The organism is Agrobacterium sp. DE0009 (assembly GCF_007680755.1).
In the GTDB taxonomy this organism is placed as follows: Bacteria; Pseudomonadota; Alphaproteobacteria; order Rhizobiales; family Rhizobiaceae; genus Agrobacterium; species Agrobacterium tumefaciens_B.
On the sequence record NZ_VEIU01000001.1, the window covers coordinates 1,150,384 to 1,165,013 of the forward strand.

Here is a 14,630-nt window from a genome sequence, read left to right on the forward strand (position 1 = left end):
CTTTACTGACGCTTATGGTTACCGAAGATGGTTATCAAAGCCTGAACAAGTCACGGAAAATGCGAAATAAATGGCAGGTGGCGGAAGGCGGCCGGCTTTTGGCGGGGCAGCGACGGGAACCCGATGGTACCTAAAACGTTGTGCACAATGGGTTAGACCGCCGCAGACGTTTGCGGGTGGTGACAGTTGTCAGTCGATGGGGGTGGGTGCCATGGGATCCAGAAAAAAAACGGCCGGGTTGTTGAATGGACTTGCGCTTGGCGTCGCGTGGACGGCCATGCAGGCGTCCCCCCTCTTTGCGCAGGAGCCGAGCCCCCAATATAACGTCGTCACCGATGCGGTGCTTGCAGATGGCGGCCCTTCACTTGGCAACACCGACAAAGTGCGCTGGGATTTCTACAAGGCTGATCGCACCGGTGTGCGCACCGACGTCAACGCTGGCGGATCCTACGACGCCACCTTTGAGGCAAAGCTGCCGGCGGGCAAATATGTCGGCGTTGCCGCACTTGGCAATGTCACCCGCGAAGTGCCGTTTGAAGTGAAGGACGGCAGCGTGGCCAGGCCAAAAGTGAATTTCGACGCCGCCGAGTTGACGGTCGTGCCGAAACGGAAACCCGATGGCGACGTCGAAACCCAGGCGAAAACGGAAATCACCAAGGACGACTTCAAGGACAGCGTCTATGGCCGCAACAGCGTTTTTGTCCCGGCAGGCGAGATCGTCCTGACCGGCAGCATCGGCCCGGCGAAAGCGCAGGAAACATTATCCGTCAAGGCGGGCGACAGGATCAGCCATGATGTCATCATCCCGAGCGGCGTAGTGGTTGCCAAGGCGGTTTATGCCGAGGGCGGCCGCGCGGTGGAGACCGACGACATCAGGTTTGAAGCCATGTCGGCGGAACAGACGCTGGATGGCACCCGCCAGACCATCAACGGCACCTACGGCACCGGGAAAATGATGGAGATGCCTGCGGGCGACTTCGTCATGCACGCCCGTCTCGGCAAGGTGATGGTCGACAAGGCCTTTACCGTCAAGGCCGGCGAGCGCACGGAAGTCACGCTCAATCTCGATGCAGGCGTTCTTGCCATCAACGCTCCTGGCGCCGAACGGATCGATATCGTCGAAACCACCAAAGACCTTCAGGGCACGCAGAAGGAGATTTCGGGTCGATACGGCACGAAACATCAGGAGACGCTGCACCCCGGCGATTATGCGGTCAAGGTGAGCTACGACAAGAAGTCCGGCCGCGACCCGAAGGAGATGACCGTCACCGTCAAGGCCGCTGAGAGAACCGAGACGACCGTGGCGGAATAGGCGCCAGCGGTTCAGCCCTGCCGCCGTCTGGCGCCGGACTGATCTTCACGCCGCCGAAGCCAGAGGCGGCGATGCGGTCACACAGCCTGATCCACTGGCAGCCGCGACAGGCCTGCCTGATATCGCCTGACGCAAAGGCCAGACGCATCCTGCCAAGAAAATCAGGTGTGGCCGGCAATCGCTTGCCGGCAGGGAGAGGCTCGCCCAGGAAGGCCGAAACGGACTGGCGGGCGGTTTCATCCCGTTGCACCACGCCGTGATTAAAACAATGCGCATGGCTTTCGCAGAGCAAGCCTTCGCAGATATCGTCGGGACCATCCACCAGTTCGACATCCTCGCCCGCATTCAATCGCGCGGCCACGCCATCGTAATTCTCGACAAAACCGGACGTGTAGCCTTTTCCGACATAGGTCAGCATGCACAGGAGATGATGGGGCCGCAGGCGGACTGTCACAGCCCGCCCTATCCAACGATGGCGAAGGCGTCGCGCACCGAACCGGACGAGGTGCGGATCGCCTTGCGGCCGATCCATTGCACATGTCCGTCGAGAATGCGCACCGCCTCCTCGCCCCGGCCGCCGCGCAACGCGTCAATGATGGCGCGATGGTCGGTATCGGTGCGGCGTTCCCAGCCGGCCCGCCAGGCGGAAAACAGGAAGCGGGCGCTGGCTGCATGGAGGCCGTCGATCGCTTCCATCAGGCGCGGCATGTTGCAGGGCGCGGTGATGAGGCGGTGGAAACGGCGATTGGCCTCTTCCCAATGCTGCACATCGACGGCGCTGTCACCTTCGAGCGTCGCGGCCTCCGCTTGGTCCAGAATGGCTGGTGTCATATTGGGGATGGCGTGGCGCAGAGCGAGAACCTCAAGAGCAGCACGCATTTCGGCCACCTCGCGCACATCCTCGAGCCCGAAATCAGCCACCCTCACTCCACGCCGCGGGATACTTGCCGCCAGCCCCTGGGCTTCAAGGCGGCGGAAGGCCTCGCGCACGGGCACATGCGACGCGCCGAATTCGGCGGCGATGTGGTCCTGCCTCAGGCGTTCGCCGGGCGACAGCTCGCCGCGCACGATACGGTCGGCAAGCGTGCGGCTGATGCGTGCGGCGATAGTGTCTTCAGGCGTCGTTTTCTCTGGCTTGGGCATACCACCCCATATCGCATATGGCGCGGCGCTGTGTAGCATTTTTTAGCCCGCTCAAGCTAATGTACGCTCCCACCGCCGCCGATCCTCTAATCTATCAAGCTGTGAGCCTGATGGGACCGACCCTTGCGGGTGAGCCGGTTGAGCTTGAAGCGGACTTGGTCTAAAAGCCCGCCATCACTTCCTCCAGGCAAATTCGATACAGGGAGCGCCCCATGAGCGGCTTCGACCTCATTATTTTCGACTGCGACGGCGTTCTGGTCGATTCCGAAATCATCGCGGCGCAGGTGGAATCCCGCCTTCTGACCGAGGCGGGTTATCCGATCTCAGTGGAAGAAATGGGCGAGCGTTTCGCCGGCATGACATGGAAGAACATTCTTCTACAGGTGGAAAGCGAAGCCAGCATTCCGCTCTCAGCCTCGCTGCTCGATAAATCGGAAAAACTGCTCGACATGCGGCTGGAGCGCGACGTGAAGATTATCGAGGGCGTGAAGTTCGCGCTGTCGCGCCTGACGACGCCGCGCTGCATTTGCTCGAATTCTTCCAGCCACCGCCTAGATATGATGCTCACGAAAGTGGGCCTGAAGCCCTACTTCGCACCGCATATCTATTCCGCCAAGGACCTCGGCGCCGACCGCGTGAAGCCGAAGCCCGATATTTTTCTGCATGGCGCAGCACAATTCGGCGTCTCGCCCGACCGCGTGGTGGTGGTCGAAGATTCCGTGCACGGCATCCATGGCGCAAGAGCGGCCGGCATGCGCGTGATCGGCTTTACCGGCGCATCCCACACCTATCCGAGCCACGCCGACCGGCTGACCGATGCGGGCGCCGAAACCGTGATTTCGCGCATGCAGGACCTGCCCGCCGTGATTGCGGCGATGGCGGAGTGGGAAGGCGCTTTTTAATTTCCGGCTTTGTCACAAGCGCCACTACGTCATGCTCGGGCTTGTCCCGAGCGTCTGCAACAGTTTGACTTTACAATAAGTGGCTGGATCCTCGGGATAAGCCCGAGGATGACGTCGCGCGTTAGGAGCGCTTTATCCGCGATCTGACCGGAGACCGCAAAGCAGCCTCCGGTTTCTACCTCATGTACGACGCTTGGTCTTGGCCTTCGCGCCTTGCTCGGCAAAGCCGACATAGACGCTGACGGACCTCGGTGCGCCGCCCGGGGCATTGGGGATGGCGACGTGGTCGTTGTTGAAGATGAACTGGGTGCCCGCGCCACCTGCCGCGACATCGATGGCGTAATTGGTCGTTTCGCTGAAAATCTCACCATCGCCATCCTTCACCGTCACGCGAATCGGCACGGTCACGCGGCCCGGCTTGGCCATCGGGCCGGGAACGAGGCGGCCCTGGGCCAGCACATTGACGGTGAGCGTCGATTCATTGGCGGTGCAGGAGCGCGTCGTGTCTGACAGCGAAACCTGATAGGCGAGCTTCTGCGGGTCGTCCTTCGCACCGCCGACATAGACGCGGTGGACGGCAGTCGCGTCGAGAATGGTGACCGTCGGGCAGTTGGCCTGAACGACCGGCGTAACGGCATTGGCCTGCGCGGCCGGCGGATTGACGGCGAGCGAGTCCGACGGGTTGGAGGAATTGCAACCGGCAACAACGGCCAGAAGCGACATCGCAGCGGACAAACGCAAGAAATTCCCTGACACTCTTCTAATTCCCTCTCCATTGTCCCGGAACCGAACCGCAGACGCTGTTTATTGACCTTTCACGCAGGTTGGCGATGGTCTATAGCAGCGACGCCGGAAAAAATCGATTGGCATGTTCGGTTTTGCTTGAATTTTCAAAAAAGCCCTTCATTACCTCCCCAATCGCCTCATTTCGGTGAGACGCTGCTGGAAAGATGCCGGCGATCGGCGACGGACAGGTTAGGACAGGGGACTATCTCGTGAAATATGTATCGACCCGGGGTGCCGCCCCTTCGCTTGGTTTCTGCGACGCGCTGCTGGCGGGCCTTGGCCGCGACGGCGGGCTTTATGTTCCGAGCGAGTGGCCGTCCATGTCGAAGAAGGAAATCCGCAATCTGCGCGGCAAATCCTATCAGGACGTCGCCTTCGAGGTTCTCTACCGTTTCACCGGCGGCGAAATTCCGGCCGACAAATTCAAGGCGATGATCGATGACGCCTATGCGACCTTCCGCCATCCGGCCGTCGTACCGCTGACCCAGACCGGCCCAAACACGTTCGTGCTGGAACTTTTCCACGGCACCACGCTCGCCTTCAAGGATGTGGCGATGCAGCTCCTTGCCCGCCTGATGGACTACACGCTGACGGAGCGCGGCGAACGCGCGACGATCGTTGGCGCGACCTCGGGCGACACCGGCGGTGCGGCGATCGACGCCTTTGCCGGGCGAGAGCGCACCGACATTTTCATCCTTTTCCCGAACGGCAAGGTCTCTCCGGTGCAGCAGCGCCAGATGACGACCTCCACCGCGTCCAACGTGCATGCGCTGGCGATCAACGGCAATTTCGACGATTGCCAGACGCTGGTGAAAGAAATGTTCAACGACGTGAAGTTCCGCGACAGCGTGAAGCTTTCCGGCGTCAACTCCATCAACTGGGCGCGCATCATGGCGCAGGTGGTCTATTATTTCACCGCGTCGCTCTCGCTCGGCGGCCCGGACCGAAAGGTGTCCTTCACGGTTCCAACAGGCAATTTCGGCGATATATTTGCGGGTTACGTCGCCAAGAAGATGGGCCTGCCGATCGACAAGCTGGTGATTGCCACCAATGACAACGACATTCTGGCACGCACGCTGAAGACCGGCCGTTACGAGATGCGCGGCGTCAGGCCCACCACCTCGCCTTCGATGGACATCCAGATTTCGTCCAACTTCGAGCGCCTGCTGTTTGAAGCCTATGACCGCGATTCCGCCGCCGTAAAGTCATCGATGGACGGCCTCAAGCAGTCGGGCGCGTTTGAAATCCCGGCCAAGGCGCTGAAGTTCATCAAAAAGGACTTCCGTGCCGGACGCGCCACCGAAAAACAGGTGGCAGCGACCATCAGAAATACGCTTGATAAGACCGGCTACCTCATCGACCCGCATACGGCGACAGGCGTTTTCGTGGCTGAGAAACACGAAAAAGCATCCTCCCCGATGGTTATCCTATCGACCGCGCACCCCGCAAAATTTCCGGCCGCTGTAAAATCCGCTTGCGCAATCGAGCCTGCGCTTCCAGTATGGCTAGCTGACATCATGAACCGGGAGGAGCGTTTCGACATTCTGGAGGCGGAGCTTAAAGCCGTGGAAAGCTTCATCGGCAAACATGCACGCGCCGGCAAATAGAAACGCGGAAAGACGTTGAGTATGAGAGTAAATTTGACCCGGCTGTCGTCCGGGTTGACCGTTGTCACGGAAAGAATGCCACATCTCGAAAGCGTCGCTCTTGGGGTGTGGATCAAATCCGGCTCCCGCAACGAGACGAATGCCGAGCACGGCATCGCCCATCTTCTCGAACATATGGCCTTCAAGGGCACCGCGCGCCGCACGGCCCGGCAGATCGCTGAAGAGATCGAAAATGTCGGTGGTGAAGTCAACGCCGCGACATCGACGGAAACCACATCTTATTATGCCCGCGTCCTCAAGGACCATGTGCCGCTCGCCGTCGATATCCTTGCCGATATCCTGACGGAATCGCTGTTCGACGAAGACGAACTGGAGCGCGAGAAAAACGTCATCCTCCAGGAAATCGGCGCTGCGACCGATACGCCTGACGACGTGATCTTCGACAATTTCTCCGGCGTCGCCTATCGCGACCAGACGATCGGCCGCCCGATCCTCGGCACGCCCGATACCGTGCAATCTTTCACGAGCGGCCAGATCAGGCACTATCTCGCGCGCAACTATACGACGGACCGCATCTTCGTCGTCGCGGCAGGCGCTGTCGATCATGAAAGCTTCGTGAAGCAGGTCGAGGAGCGCTTTGCGTCGCTGCCGCTGGTGCCTGCGGCACCGCCCGTGATGGAAAAGGCGATCTATACCGGCGGGGAAATCCGCGAGACCCGCGACCTCATGGATGCGCAGGTCCTGCTCGGTTTCGAGGGCAAGGCCTACCACGCCCGCGATTTCTACTGTTCGCAGATCCTCGCCAATATTCTCGGTGGCGGCATGTCTTCGCGCCTGTTTCAGGAAGTGCGCGAGTCCCGGGGCCTGTGCTACTCGGTCTATGCTTTTCATTGGGGCTTTTCCGATACAGGCATCTTCGGCGTGCATGCCGCGACCGGCGGCAACGATCTGCCTGAGCTGATGCCTGTCATCGTCGATGAATTGCGCAAGTCGTCCCAGATTATCCATCAGGAAGAAATCAACCGTGCCCGCGCACAGATCCGGGCACAGTTGCTGATGGGACAGGAAAGCCCCGCCGCCCGCGCCGGCCAGATCGCCCGGCAGATGATGCTGTATGGTCGCCCCATTCCCAATGAGGAGATGATGACGCGTCTGGAGGACATCACCCGGGAGCGTCTGACCGATCTTGCAGGACGCCTGTTTTTCGATACAGTTCCGACACTGTCCGCCATTGGCCCGCTCGAACATCTGCCGCCGCTCTCAGACATGACCGCCGCGCTTTCCGCGCAGCAGCCCGCAAGGATAAAGGCGAACGGATAAACCGACATGAGGGCGGGATTTAAAGGCGGAGACCGCTCATCTCTTTCGCCATCCCGCTTGCGGATGGCGATGTTTGCCGCACAGGGATCGTGAATGCTGCGTTTTCTTTCCCGACATAGCGACACGCCCGAATTGCGCAGTGCCGATCATCTCCTCAGATTGCCCCGCTACAGCGATTTCAAGCAATGGCATGTCCTGCGCTCTGAAAGCCGCCAGTTTCTGCAGCCATGGGAGCCGACCTGGCGCTCCGACGAATTGACCGAAGGCGCCTTCCGCATGCGTGTGGTACGCAACGGCCAGGAATTTTCCTCCGGCACGGCCGTTTCCTTCCTGCTCTTTCAGAAGGAAGCGCTGCTCGTCGGTGGCATCACCATCGGTTATATCAGACGCGGTGCGGCGCAGAGCTGCATGGTCGGATATTGGGTGGGCGAACGCTACGCGGCACAAGGCCATATGTCTGCCGCATTAAAATTGGTAATACCCTACATCTTCAACGGACTTCAGTTGCACCGTATCGAGGCAGCCTGTATTCCGGAAAACTTCAAAAGCATCCGGCTTCTCGAAAATGCCGGGTTCCAGCGGGAAGGTCTCTTGCGGGAATATCTGAAAATCAATGGCCAATGGCGGGATCATATGATGTTTTCCCTTCTTGCCGACAAGCAAAGCTCCGGCGGAACGAAGTACGATACATGACCTACAATCACTCTGCGCCGTGCCTGTCGAAACGTCTGGCGGCATTCGCACTGGCTGTGCCGTTTTTCCTGCTTTTCGTGCTTTTCGCCTCTCATTCCTACGCTTTCGAACCGGTGAAGATTTCCCGTGACGACACGGCGCTCGATCTTACCGCGACCACCGACATCTATGCCAATCAGGGCGAAGCCTTTCAGGTGTCTACAGCGCCCGGCCCTGACGGCATCCGCCGCCGTATCGAAGTGCGCGCCAGTTCCGACGATCACCAGGGCGACTGGGCGGTCTTTGCACTCGCCAACGTCTCCGAAGAGCAGCTGGAGCGCGTGATCGTCGCGCCGCATTTCCGTCTCGTCAATTCCAAGCTGTTCTGGCCCGATCTCGGCTCGCAGCGCATTATCGCCATTACGCCGAGTGAAGGTTTTGCGCTGGATCGCCAGCCAAGCCCGGATGCGGACGTGTTCCGCATTACGCTCAATCCCGGCTCGGTCATCACCTTTGTCGCCGAGCTTTCCACACCGCAGCTGCCGCAGATTTATCTTTGGGAACCGGAAGCCTACAAGGACACGATCAACGCGTTCACGCTCTATCGCGGCATCGTGCTGGGCATCGCCGGCCTGCTCGCCGTGCTTCTGACCATTCTTTTCGTGGTCAAGGGAACGTCCGTGCTTCCCGCGTCAGCCGCCCTCGCCTGGGCCGTGCTTGCCTATATCTGCGTCGATTTTGGCTTTCTCGAAAAACTCATCACCGTCACCTCAAGCGATCAGCGAATATGGAGGGCGGGCGCGGAAGTGGCGCTCGCCTCCAGCTTCGTCGTCTTCCTCTTCACCTATCTCAATCTCAACCGATGGCACGCGCATCTAGGTTATGCGACCTTTGCCTGGGTGGTGGGACTGGCGCTGCTGTTCGGCGTGGCGATCTACGACCCCTCGGTGGCATCGGGTATTGCGCGCGTTTCCTTCGCGCTGACGGCAACGGCGGGTATCGCGCTCATCATCTATCTCGGTTTCAACAAATACGACCGGGCGATCCTGCTCGTTCCATCCTGGGCGCTGATCCTCGTCTGGCTATTCGGCAGCTGGCTGACGGTGACGGGTCAGCTCGACAATGACATCGTGCAGCCTGCCCTTGGCGGCGGGCTGGTTCTGATCGTGCTTCTGATCGGCTTTACCGTCATCCAGCACGCCTTTGCGGGCAGCGCCTATCAGCAGGGACTGTTCTCCGATCTCGAACGCCAGTCGCTGGCGCTGACCGGCAGCGGCGATACGGTCTGGGACTGGGATGTGACGCGCGACCGCATCGTTACCACGCCTGACATCTCCAATCGGCTCGGGCTGGAGCCCGGCACCATGCATGGTGCTGCGCGCAACTGGCTGCCGCGTCTGCATCCTGATGACCGCGACCGCTTCAAGGCGACGCTCGATGTGTTGCTCGACCATCGCAAGGGCCGCCTCAACCACGAATTCCGCATTCGCGCCGAGGATGGTCATTTCCACTGGCTGCAAATCCGCGCGCGCCCGGTTCTTGGCTCCAACGGCGAAATCATCCGCTGCGTCGGCACCATCACCGACATTACCGAGCAGAGAAACTCGGTCGAGCGGCTGTTGCAGGACGCGATGAACGACAATCTGACCGGGCTTCCGAACCGGCAGGTTTTCCTCGACCGTCTGCAATCGATCCTCAACCTGTCCCCCGACAGCGAGGGCGTGCGCCCGACCGTGATGGCGATCGATATCGACCGTTACAAATTGGTCAACGATACGCTTGGCATCGCCGCCGGTGACAATATCCTGATTGCGCTGACGCGGCGTCTGCGCCGGCTGCTGAAACCGCAGGATACGCTCGCGCGTCTTGGCGGCGATGAATTCGGCCTGATCCTGACCTCGGAGCGCGATCCGCAGCGGGTTGCCGATTTCGCCGATGCGGTGAACAAGGCGATCATGGTGCCGATCAATTTCGCCAATCGCGAAATCATTCTCACCGCTTCTATCGGCCTCGTTTCTTGGATTGACCAGCAGGAAAGTGCGGCGGGGCTGCTGAGCGACGCGGAACTGGCCATGTATCGCGCCAAGCGCGCTGGTGGCAATCGGGTCGAGCCTTTCCGTCCCGCCTTCCGCACCTCGGGCACCGACCGGCTGCAGATGGAGAGCGACCTTCGCCGCGCCATCGAGCGCAAGGAGCTGTCGCTTGCCTATCAGCCGATCGTCAAACTCGACGATGGCGAGCTTGCCGGTTTTGAGGCGCTGATGCGCTGGGAGCACCCCAAGCGCGGCAATATTCCGCCAAGCGAGTTCATTCCGATTGCCGAGGCCTCCGGCCTCATCGAGCCGCTCGGCATGTTTGCGCTTGAGCGCGCGGCGACCGACCTGATGGACTGGCAACATGCCATCGACAAGATGCCGATCTTCATCTCCGTCAATATTTCCAGCGCGCAGCTGCTGAACAACGAACTCTATAACGACGTTCGTGGCATGCTGACCCGCACGCGCTGCAACCCGCAGCAGCTGAAGCTGGAACTGACGGAATCCGTCGTCATGGAAAACCCGGAACAGGCGCGGCTTGTGCTTTCCAAGCTAAAGGAAACGGGTTTAAGCCTCGCCATGGACGATTTCGGCACCGGCTATTCGTCGCTTGCCTATCTTACCCGCTTCCCCTTCGACACGATCAAGCTCGATAAGGCGCTGGTGGCCAATACCAGCGACAAGCGCAACGTGCTGCTACGCTCCGTCATCGCCATGGCGCGCGCGCTTGACATGCAGGTGGTGGCGGAAGGCATCGAAACGCCTGAGGATGCGGCCGAACTGGCGCGCATGAACTGCCATTTCGGCCAGAGCTTCCTGTTCGGCACTCCGGTTTCGGGCGATGCGGCGCTGAAGCTTCTGCGGGAACGGTTCCAGCCGACGAAGCGGGCTTCGTAAGCGGAGTATTGGAACGCGAGGTAGGCTACCTCCGTCATTCCGGCCTTGAGCAGGAACCCAGCCGCCGCGCGTCGGCGCGGCGAGAAAGTCCTTTCAGCCCAAGGACTTGGGCTGGCTGGATGCCGGATCAAGTCCGGCATGGCGGGAGGAGGAAACAGCGCGTTTGCCGACTGTTGCTCCTAGCTTGTCGACTGTTCACTGAACCAGCGCAGCCTGCACCTGTGTTGACTCATCCGCGGCCACCTTGCCGTGCAGGAGGTCGTGAATGAACTCCATCTTCGCCACCACCGGCGGCGTCAGCACGAAGGGATAGAGGTCCGCCTCCCCCATGCTGCGCTGGATGGAATTGATGGCGACACTCAACGGGATCCAAGCCTTGACCAGCTGTTCGGCGCTGCGGGCCTTATAGGGATCGAACGTCACCTCAGCGGCCATTTCTTCATGCCCATCAGGGTCAATCGCCACCCCAAAGGCGCGCGCAGTCTCCAGCGTATCGACGATATGCAGGTAGTGAGCGAAACATTCGGCGAAATCTTCCCACGGGTGGACCGAGGCATAGGAGCTGATGAAATTCTGCTGCCAGTCCGGGTTGGGGCCGGAATCGTAATTGCGTTGCAAGGCCTCACCATAATCGGCGCGCTCGTCCCCAAACACGGCACGGCAAGCCTCGAGCCGATTGGCGTCGCGCACGAGCTTGTTCCAGATGAAGTGGCCGACCTCGTGACGAAAATGGCCGAGCATGGTGCGGTATGGCTCGTTCATGTTGGCGCGGACCTGCTCGCGCGTCACGTCGTCCGCCTCGGCGGCGCGAATGGCGATCAGGCCCTCGTCGTGACCGGTCATGGCCGGAATAACGGAGCCATCGGGGGCAACCTCATCCACCAGAAAGTCAAAAACCAGTCCGCCTGCCGGGTCCGCGTCACGGTTGGGGTGCGGCAGGCCAAGACGCAAAATCGAATAGAACAGGTGTCTCTGCGCCTGGCTGATGCGCCGCCATTGCTCGATCCCCTGCTCGGTCGCGATATCCGGGACGAGCCGATTGTGGCTGCAGGCGGGGCAAAAAGCGCTCTCACTCTCAGCCGGCACCGACCAGTTGCAGATGTCGTTCACCTCATTGGCGCAAAACCGGATCTGTTTTTCCGGCGCTGCCACCAACTGCCAGTTTGGTTCCCCCGCCGGTGTCAGCGCTTCCATGGAAAGGCGCTCCGGCACGAAGGCCAGACGGTGGCCGCAGGCGACGCAGAATCGATTGTCGAAATGAACGGGCTGGCCGCAGGACGCGCAGGAAAAAAGCTTCATCGGTGAAATCCCGGAATGGACGGATAAGGCAGATGTAAGGGTTGAACGTGCCGATCTGGTGACGGACCACCGTTCCCCGCATACGACAAGAGCGCATGTGCGGTAACACATGCGCTCCGAGCGCCACGTTTTGGGAGGGGCGCTATGCGTCGAAACGTCTACATGCGGTCAACGGCGCCCTTGACGGAATCCTTGGCCTTGCCGACGGACGACTGAACCTTGCCCTTGGTTTCCTGGGCGGCACCCTTCGCGCGAAGCTCGTTATTGCCTGTGGCTTCGCCGACGTTTTTCTTCACCTTGCCAGCAACTTCGTTGGCTTTACCGGCGATCTTGTCAGATGTGCTACCCATGTTACTACTCCCTAGTTTAGCCGTACTCTCTGTCCGACTTTCGGCATAGTAACGTCAGGGCTGCAATTTTGGTTCCAACTGGAAAAGCCGAATATAAAGCTTCAGGCGTGGCCCGCATCCGCCGACAGCATGCGGGCGTCGACACCCATGAGCGCCAGAGCGCGCTCGTATTTATTATCCAGCCCACGGTCGAAAATCAGCTCTTCCGAAGCGGGGCAGTTCAGCCAGCCATTGTTGGCGATCTCGTTTTCCAGCTGGCCCGGCCCCCAGCCGGCATAGCCCAGCATCATGGTTGCCCTTTGCGGGCCGCGGCCGTTGGAAATGGCGCGGACAATATCGAGCGTTGCCGTCAAGGAAATATCATCGCTGACGGGAATACTGGATTCGCTCAAGTAGTCATCGGAATGCAGCACGAAGCCGCGCCCGGACTCGACCGGCCCGCCACACTGGATCGGAAATTCGCGCGTGCGGTTCGGCAGCATGATGGCATCGTTGCTGTCCACAAGTTTCAGATGCAGAAGGATATCGGTAAAGGTGATCTGCTGCGGCCGGTTGATGATGAAGCCCATGGCGCCCGCATCCGAATGAGCGCAGATATAGATCACCGAGCGGGCAAAATTGCCGTCATCCAGTCCGGGCATCGCGATGAGGAACTGACCATCGAGAAAGCCACGTTCGCGTTTGTCCATCAGGGTTGAAAAGCTCACCGGCGCCTCCAGCAGGCCGAATTCCGCTGCATGGCGGAAACGGCGTTCGCACTTCGACAAAGGACAGGATGCGGCATCCCGCCCGATCAATCAACCGAAAATGATGAATCCCACGAATTCGTAACTGGCCCGCAGCGCCGTGTTGGGTTAGACGGGAAAGCATGAACGTCACATTATTTTCCCGATTTTCGCATCTTCGCCTCGCGGCCGCGCTGGTCGCCTCCCTCGGCGGCACGCAAGTCGCCAGGGCCGAAATAACCGACTGGGCCAGAAGCGAAGGTGGCCAGATGCGCGTGGCAAGCCTTGCCGCGGACGCCAACGGCGTCATACGCGGCGTGCTGCAAATCGAACCGAAAGATGGCTGGATCACCTATTGGCGCGAACCGGGTGAAGCCGGCATTCCCCCGAAGATCACGCTTGATCCGGCAAGCGGCGCAACGCTGACCAGCATGGCCTACCCTGTTCCCAAGCTGATTGAAAATGGTGAACTCACCGATATCGGTTACGACCACGCCGTCAGCCTGCCTTTTCAGTTGAAAGTCGTCGATCCGGCCGCTGGCGCAAAAATAGATCTCACCGCCTTCATCGGCGTCTGCCAGAATATCTGCATCCCTTTCGAGGCGAAGTTTTCGATCGATCGCGGCAAGCCTGGCGACGATGACAGTGAGGAACGGCGGCTTCTGGAGGAGGCGCGGGAAACTCTGCCCGAAGCGGCATCCGATGATTTCAAGGTCGTCGATTTCCACATTACGCCTGATAAGACCATGCTCGGCGTGCAGTTGCAGCTTCCGGAAAATGCGCCAAAGGGCACTGAAATCTTCATCGCCGGCCCCTCCGGCTTTGCCTATTACGAGCCGCAAAACCTTGTTCGCGACAAGCGCAAGCTCTCCTTTTACATGAACATAAAGGGGCTTCCGAAGACCTATCAGGTGCAGGGCAACAGCTGGCCCATCCTTGTGAAATCCGGCGATCGGGCAATGGAAACCGTGCTGAATTTTCCAAAACCTTAAGGGGCGTTCAAGCGGTGGAATTTACCTTGAAAACCGCATGACAGGCTTCATTTCCTTGCTCTATAGTCGCGTGAACCGAACCGCCACAGGAGCACGGACATGACCATCAAGATCGGCGACAAACTGCCTTCCGCCACCTTCAAGGAAAAGACGGCCGACGGCCCGGTTGACACCACGACGGACGAACTTTTCGGCGGCAAGAGAGTGGTCCTGTTCGCCGTGCCCGGCGCTTTCACGCCCACCTGCTCGCTGAACCACCTGCCGGGTTACCTCGAAAACCGCGACGCCATTCTTTCAAAGGGCGTGGACGATATCGCTGTCGTCTCGGTCAATGACTGGCATGTGATGGGCGCCTGGGCGCAATCATCGGGCGGCCAGGGCAAAATCCACTTCCTTGCCGACTGGGACGCTTCCTTCACCAAGGCGCTCGGCCTCGATGCCGATCTTTCCGGCGGCGGCCTCGGCGTTCGCTCCAAGCGTTATTCGATGCTGGTGGAAGACGGCGTGGTAAAGTCGCTGAACGTCGAAGAAAACCCCGGCCAGGCGACCGTCTCGGCCGCCGCGGCGATGATCGATCAGCTTTAAGAAG

At 60.1% G+C, this 14,630-nt stretch carries 14 protein-coding genes; 8 read left to right on the forward strand and 6 right to left on the reverse strand.

What is annotated here, in order from left to right; genetic code table 11:
* The first annotated feature begins 211 nt into the window (after window positions 1–211).
* Window positions 212–1,312: a hypothetical protein gene (locus FS804_RS05895; protein WP_371417816.1), complete on the forward strand. Its 1,101-nt coding sequence runs from the start codon at window positions 212–214 to the stop codon at window positions 1,310–1,312.
* On the opposite strand, the gene FS804_RS05900 is transcribed toward FS804_RS05895, so the two are convergent.
* Both FS804_RS05900 and FS804_RS05905 read right to left on the reverse strand, forming a co-directional pair.
* Window positions 1,272–1,730 (reverse strand): DUF1284 domain-containing protein, encoded by a 459-nt coding sequence (locus FS804_RS05900; protein ID WP_144576343.1) that lies wholly within the window; start codon window positions 1,728–1,730, stop codon window positions 1,272–1,274. The two genes, FS804_RS05895 and FS804_RS05900, sit on opposite strands and share 41 nt — an antisense overlap.
* A gap of 44 nt (window positions 1,731–1,774) precedes the next feature.
* A complete protein-coding gene (locus FS804_RS05905) occupies window positions 1,775–2,455 on the reverse strand; it encodes a GntR family transcriptional regulator (protein ID WP_063947792.1) in 681 nt (226 codons plus the stop codon).
* A gap of 212 nt (window positions 2,456–2,667) precedes the next feature.
* On the opposite strand from FS804_RS05905, the gene FS804_RS05910 reads away from it, so the two are divergent.
* Window positions 2,668–3,357, forward strand: a complete 690-nt coding sequence (locus FS804_RS05910) for an HAD family hydrolase (RefSeq protein ID WP_003520496.1) — start codon at window positions 2,668–2,670, stop codon at window positions 3,355–3,357.
* A 180-nt stretch (window positions 3,358–3,537) separates the two neighbouring features.
* Here FS804_RS05910 and FS804_RS05915 read toward each other — a convergent pair whose 3' ends face one another.
* Window positions 3,538–4,080 carry a PilZ domain-containing protein gene (locus FS804_RS05915; protein ID WP_186376734.1) on the reverse strand — a complete coding sequence of 181 codons (543 nt, stop codon included), beginning with the start codon at window positions 4,078–4,080 and terminating at the stop codon, window positions 3,538–3,540.
* Between the two features lie 272 nt (window positions 4,081–4,352).
* On the opposite strand from FS804_RS05915, the gene thrC reads away from it, so the two are divergent.
* The 4 genes from thrC (at window position 4,353) to FS804_RS05935 (ending at window position 10,675) form a co-directional block, all read left to right on the forward strand.
* Window positions 4,353–5,750 carry a threonine synthase gene (gene thrC / locus FS804_RS05920; RefSeq protein WP_063947826.1) on the forward strand — a complete coding sequence of 466 codons (1,398 nt, stop codon included), beginning with the start codon at window positions 4,353–4,355 and terminating at the stop codon, window positions 5,748–5,750.
* A gap of 21 nt (window positions 5,751–5,771) precedes the next feature.
* Window positions 5,772–7,070: a pitrilysin family protein gene (locus FS804_RS05925; protein ID WP_063947791.1), complete on the forward strand. Its 1,299-nt coding sequence runs from the start codon at window positions 5,772–5,774 to the stop codon at window positions 7,068–7,070.
* A gap of 93 nt (window positions 7,071–7,163) precedes the next feature.
* Window positions 7,164–7,763 (forward strand): GNAT family N-acetyltransferase, encoded by a 600-nt coding sequence (locus FS804_RS05930; RefSeq protein ID WP_144575565.1) that lies wholly within the window; start codon window positions 7,164–7,166, stop codon window positions 7,761–7,763.
* Window positions 7,760–10,675, forward strand: a complete 2,916-nt coding sequence (locus FS804_RS05935; protein ID WP_144575567.1) for a sensor domain-containing phosphodiesterase — start codon at window positions 7,760–7,762, stop codon at window positions 10,673–10,675. The genes FS804_RS05930 and FS804_RS05935 overlap by 4 nt, the downstream gene beginning before the upstream one ends.
* Before the next feature lie 195 nt (window positions 10,676–10,870).
* Here FS804_RS05935 and FS804_RS05945 read toward each other — a convergent pair whose 3' ends face one another.
* The 3 genes from FS804_RS05945 to FS804_RS05955 all read right to left on the reverse strand — a co-directional run bounded on the left by FS804_RS05945 (window position 10,871) and on the right by FS804_RS05955 (window position 13,031).
* Window positions 10,871–11,974, reverse strand: coding sequence for a putative zinc-binding metallopeptidase (locus FS804_RS05945; RefSeq protein ID WP_063947788.1), 1,104 nt, complete (start codon window positions 11,972–11,974; stop codon window positions 10,871–10,873).
* A gap of 158 nt (window positions 11,975–12,132) precedes the next feature.
* Entirely contained in the window at window positions 12,133–12,324 is a 192-nt protein-coding gene (locus tag FS804_RS05950; protein ID WP_063947787.1) for a CsbD family protein, read from the reverse strand.
* Between the two features lie 101 nt (window positions 12,325–12,425).
* Window positions 12,426–13,031 (reverse strand): YqgE/AlgH family protein, encoded by a 606-nt coding sequence (locus FS804_RS05955; RefSeq protein ID WP_063947825.1) that lies wholly within the window; start codon window positions 13,029–13,031, stop codon window positions 12,426–12,428.
* Window positions 13,032–13,192: 161 nt separating this feature from the next.
* Here FS804_RS05955 and FS804_RS05960 point away from each other — a divergent pair, with 161 nt between their 5' ends.
* A complete protein-coding gene (locus tag FS804_RS05960) occupies window positions 13,193–14,041 on the forward strand; it encodes a protein-disulfide reductase DsbD domain-containing protein (RefSeq protein ID WP_144575573.1) in 849 nt (282 codons plus the stop codon).
* A gap of 99 nt (window positions 14,042–14,140) precedes the next feature.
* Window positions 14,141–14,626 carry a peroxiredoxin gene (locus FS804_RS05965; protein WP_144575575.1) on the forward strand — a complete coding sequence of 162 codons (486 nt, stop codon included), beginning with the start codon at window positions 14,141–14,143 and terminating at the stop codon, window positions 14,624–14,626.
* Window positions 14,627–14,630 lie beyond the last annotated feature (4 nt).

What these genes read in the sequence shown, in the direction of transcription:
- FS804_RS05910 (WP_003520496.1), top strand. Translation starts at nt 2,668, where the DNA reads ATGAGCGGCTTCGACCTCATTATTTTCGACTGCGACGGCGTTCTGGTC.
- FS804_RS05930 (WP_144575565.1), top strand. Translation starts at nt 7,164, where the DNA reads ATGCTGCGTTTTCTTTCCCGACATAGCGACACGCCCGAATTGCGCAGT.
- FS804_RS05900 (WP_144576343.1), bottom strand. Translation starts at nt 1,730, where the DNA reads ATGCTGACCTATGTCGGAAAAGGCTACACGTCCGGTTTTGTCGAGAAT.
- FS804_RS05935 (WP_144575567.1), top strand. Translation starts at nt 7,760, where the DNA reads ATGACCTACAATCACTCTGCGCCGTGCCTGTCGAAACGTCTGGCGGCA.
- FS804_RS05895 (WP_371417816.1), top strand. Translation starts at nt 212, where the DNA reads ATGGGATCCAGAAAAAAAACGGCCGGGTTGTTGAATGGACTTGCGCTT.
- FS804_RS05925 (WP_063947791.1), top strand. Translation starts at nt 5,772, where the DNA reads ATGAGAGTAAATTTGACCCGGCTGTCGTCCGGGTTGACCGTTGTCACG.
- FS804_RS05965 (WP_144575575.1), top strand. Translation starts at nt 14,141, where the DNA reads ATGACCATCAAGATCGGCGACAAACTGCCTTCCGCCACCTTCAAGGAA.
- FS804_RS05915 (WP_186376734.1), bottom strand. Translation starts at nt 4,080, where the DNA reads ATGTCGCTTCTGGCCGTTGTTGCCGGTTGCAATTCCTCCAACCCGTCG.
- FS804_RS05960 (WP_144575573.1), top strand. Translation starts at nt 13,193, where the DNA reads ATGAACGTCACATTATTTTCCCGATTTTCGCATCTTCGCCTCGCGGCC.
- FS804_RS05945 (WP_063947788.1), bottom strand. Translation starts at nt 11,974, where the DNA reads ATGAAGCTTTTTTCCTGCGCGTCCTGCGGCCAGCCCGTTCATTTCGAC.
- FS804_RS05950 (WP_063947787.1), bottom strand. Translation starts at nt 12,324, where the DNA reads ATGGGTAGCACATCTGACAAGATCGCCGGTAAAGCCAACGAAGTTGCT.
- FS804_RS05905 (WP_063947792.1), bottom strand. Translation starts at nt 2,455, where the DNA reads ATGCCCAAGCCAGAGAAAACGACGCCTGAAGACACTATCGCCGCACGC.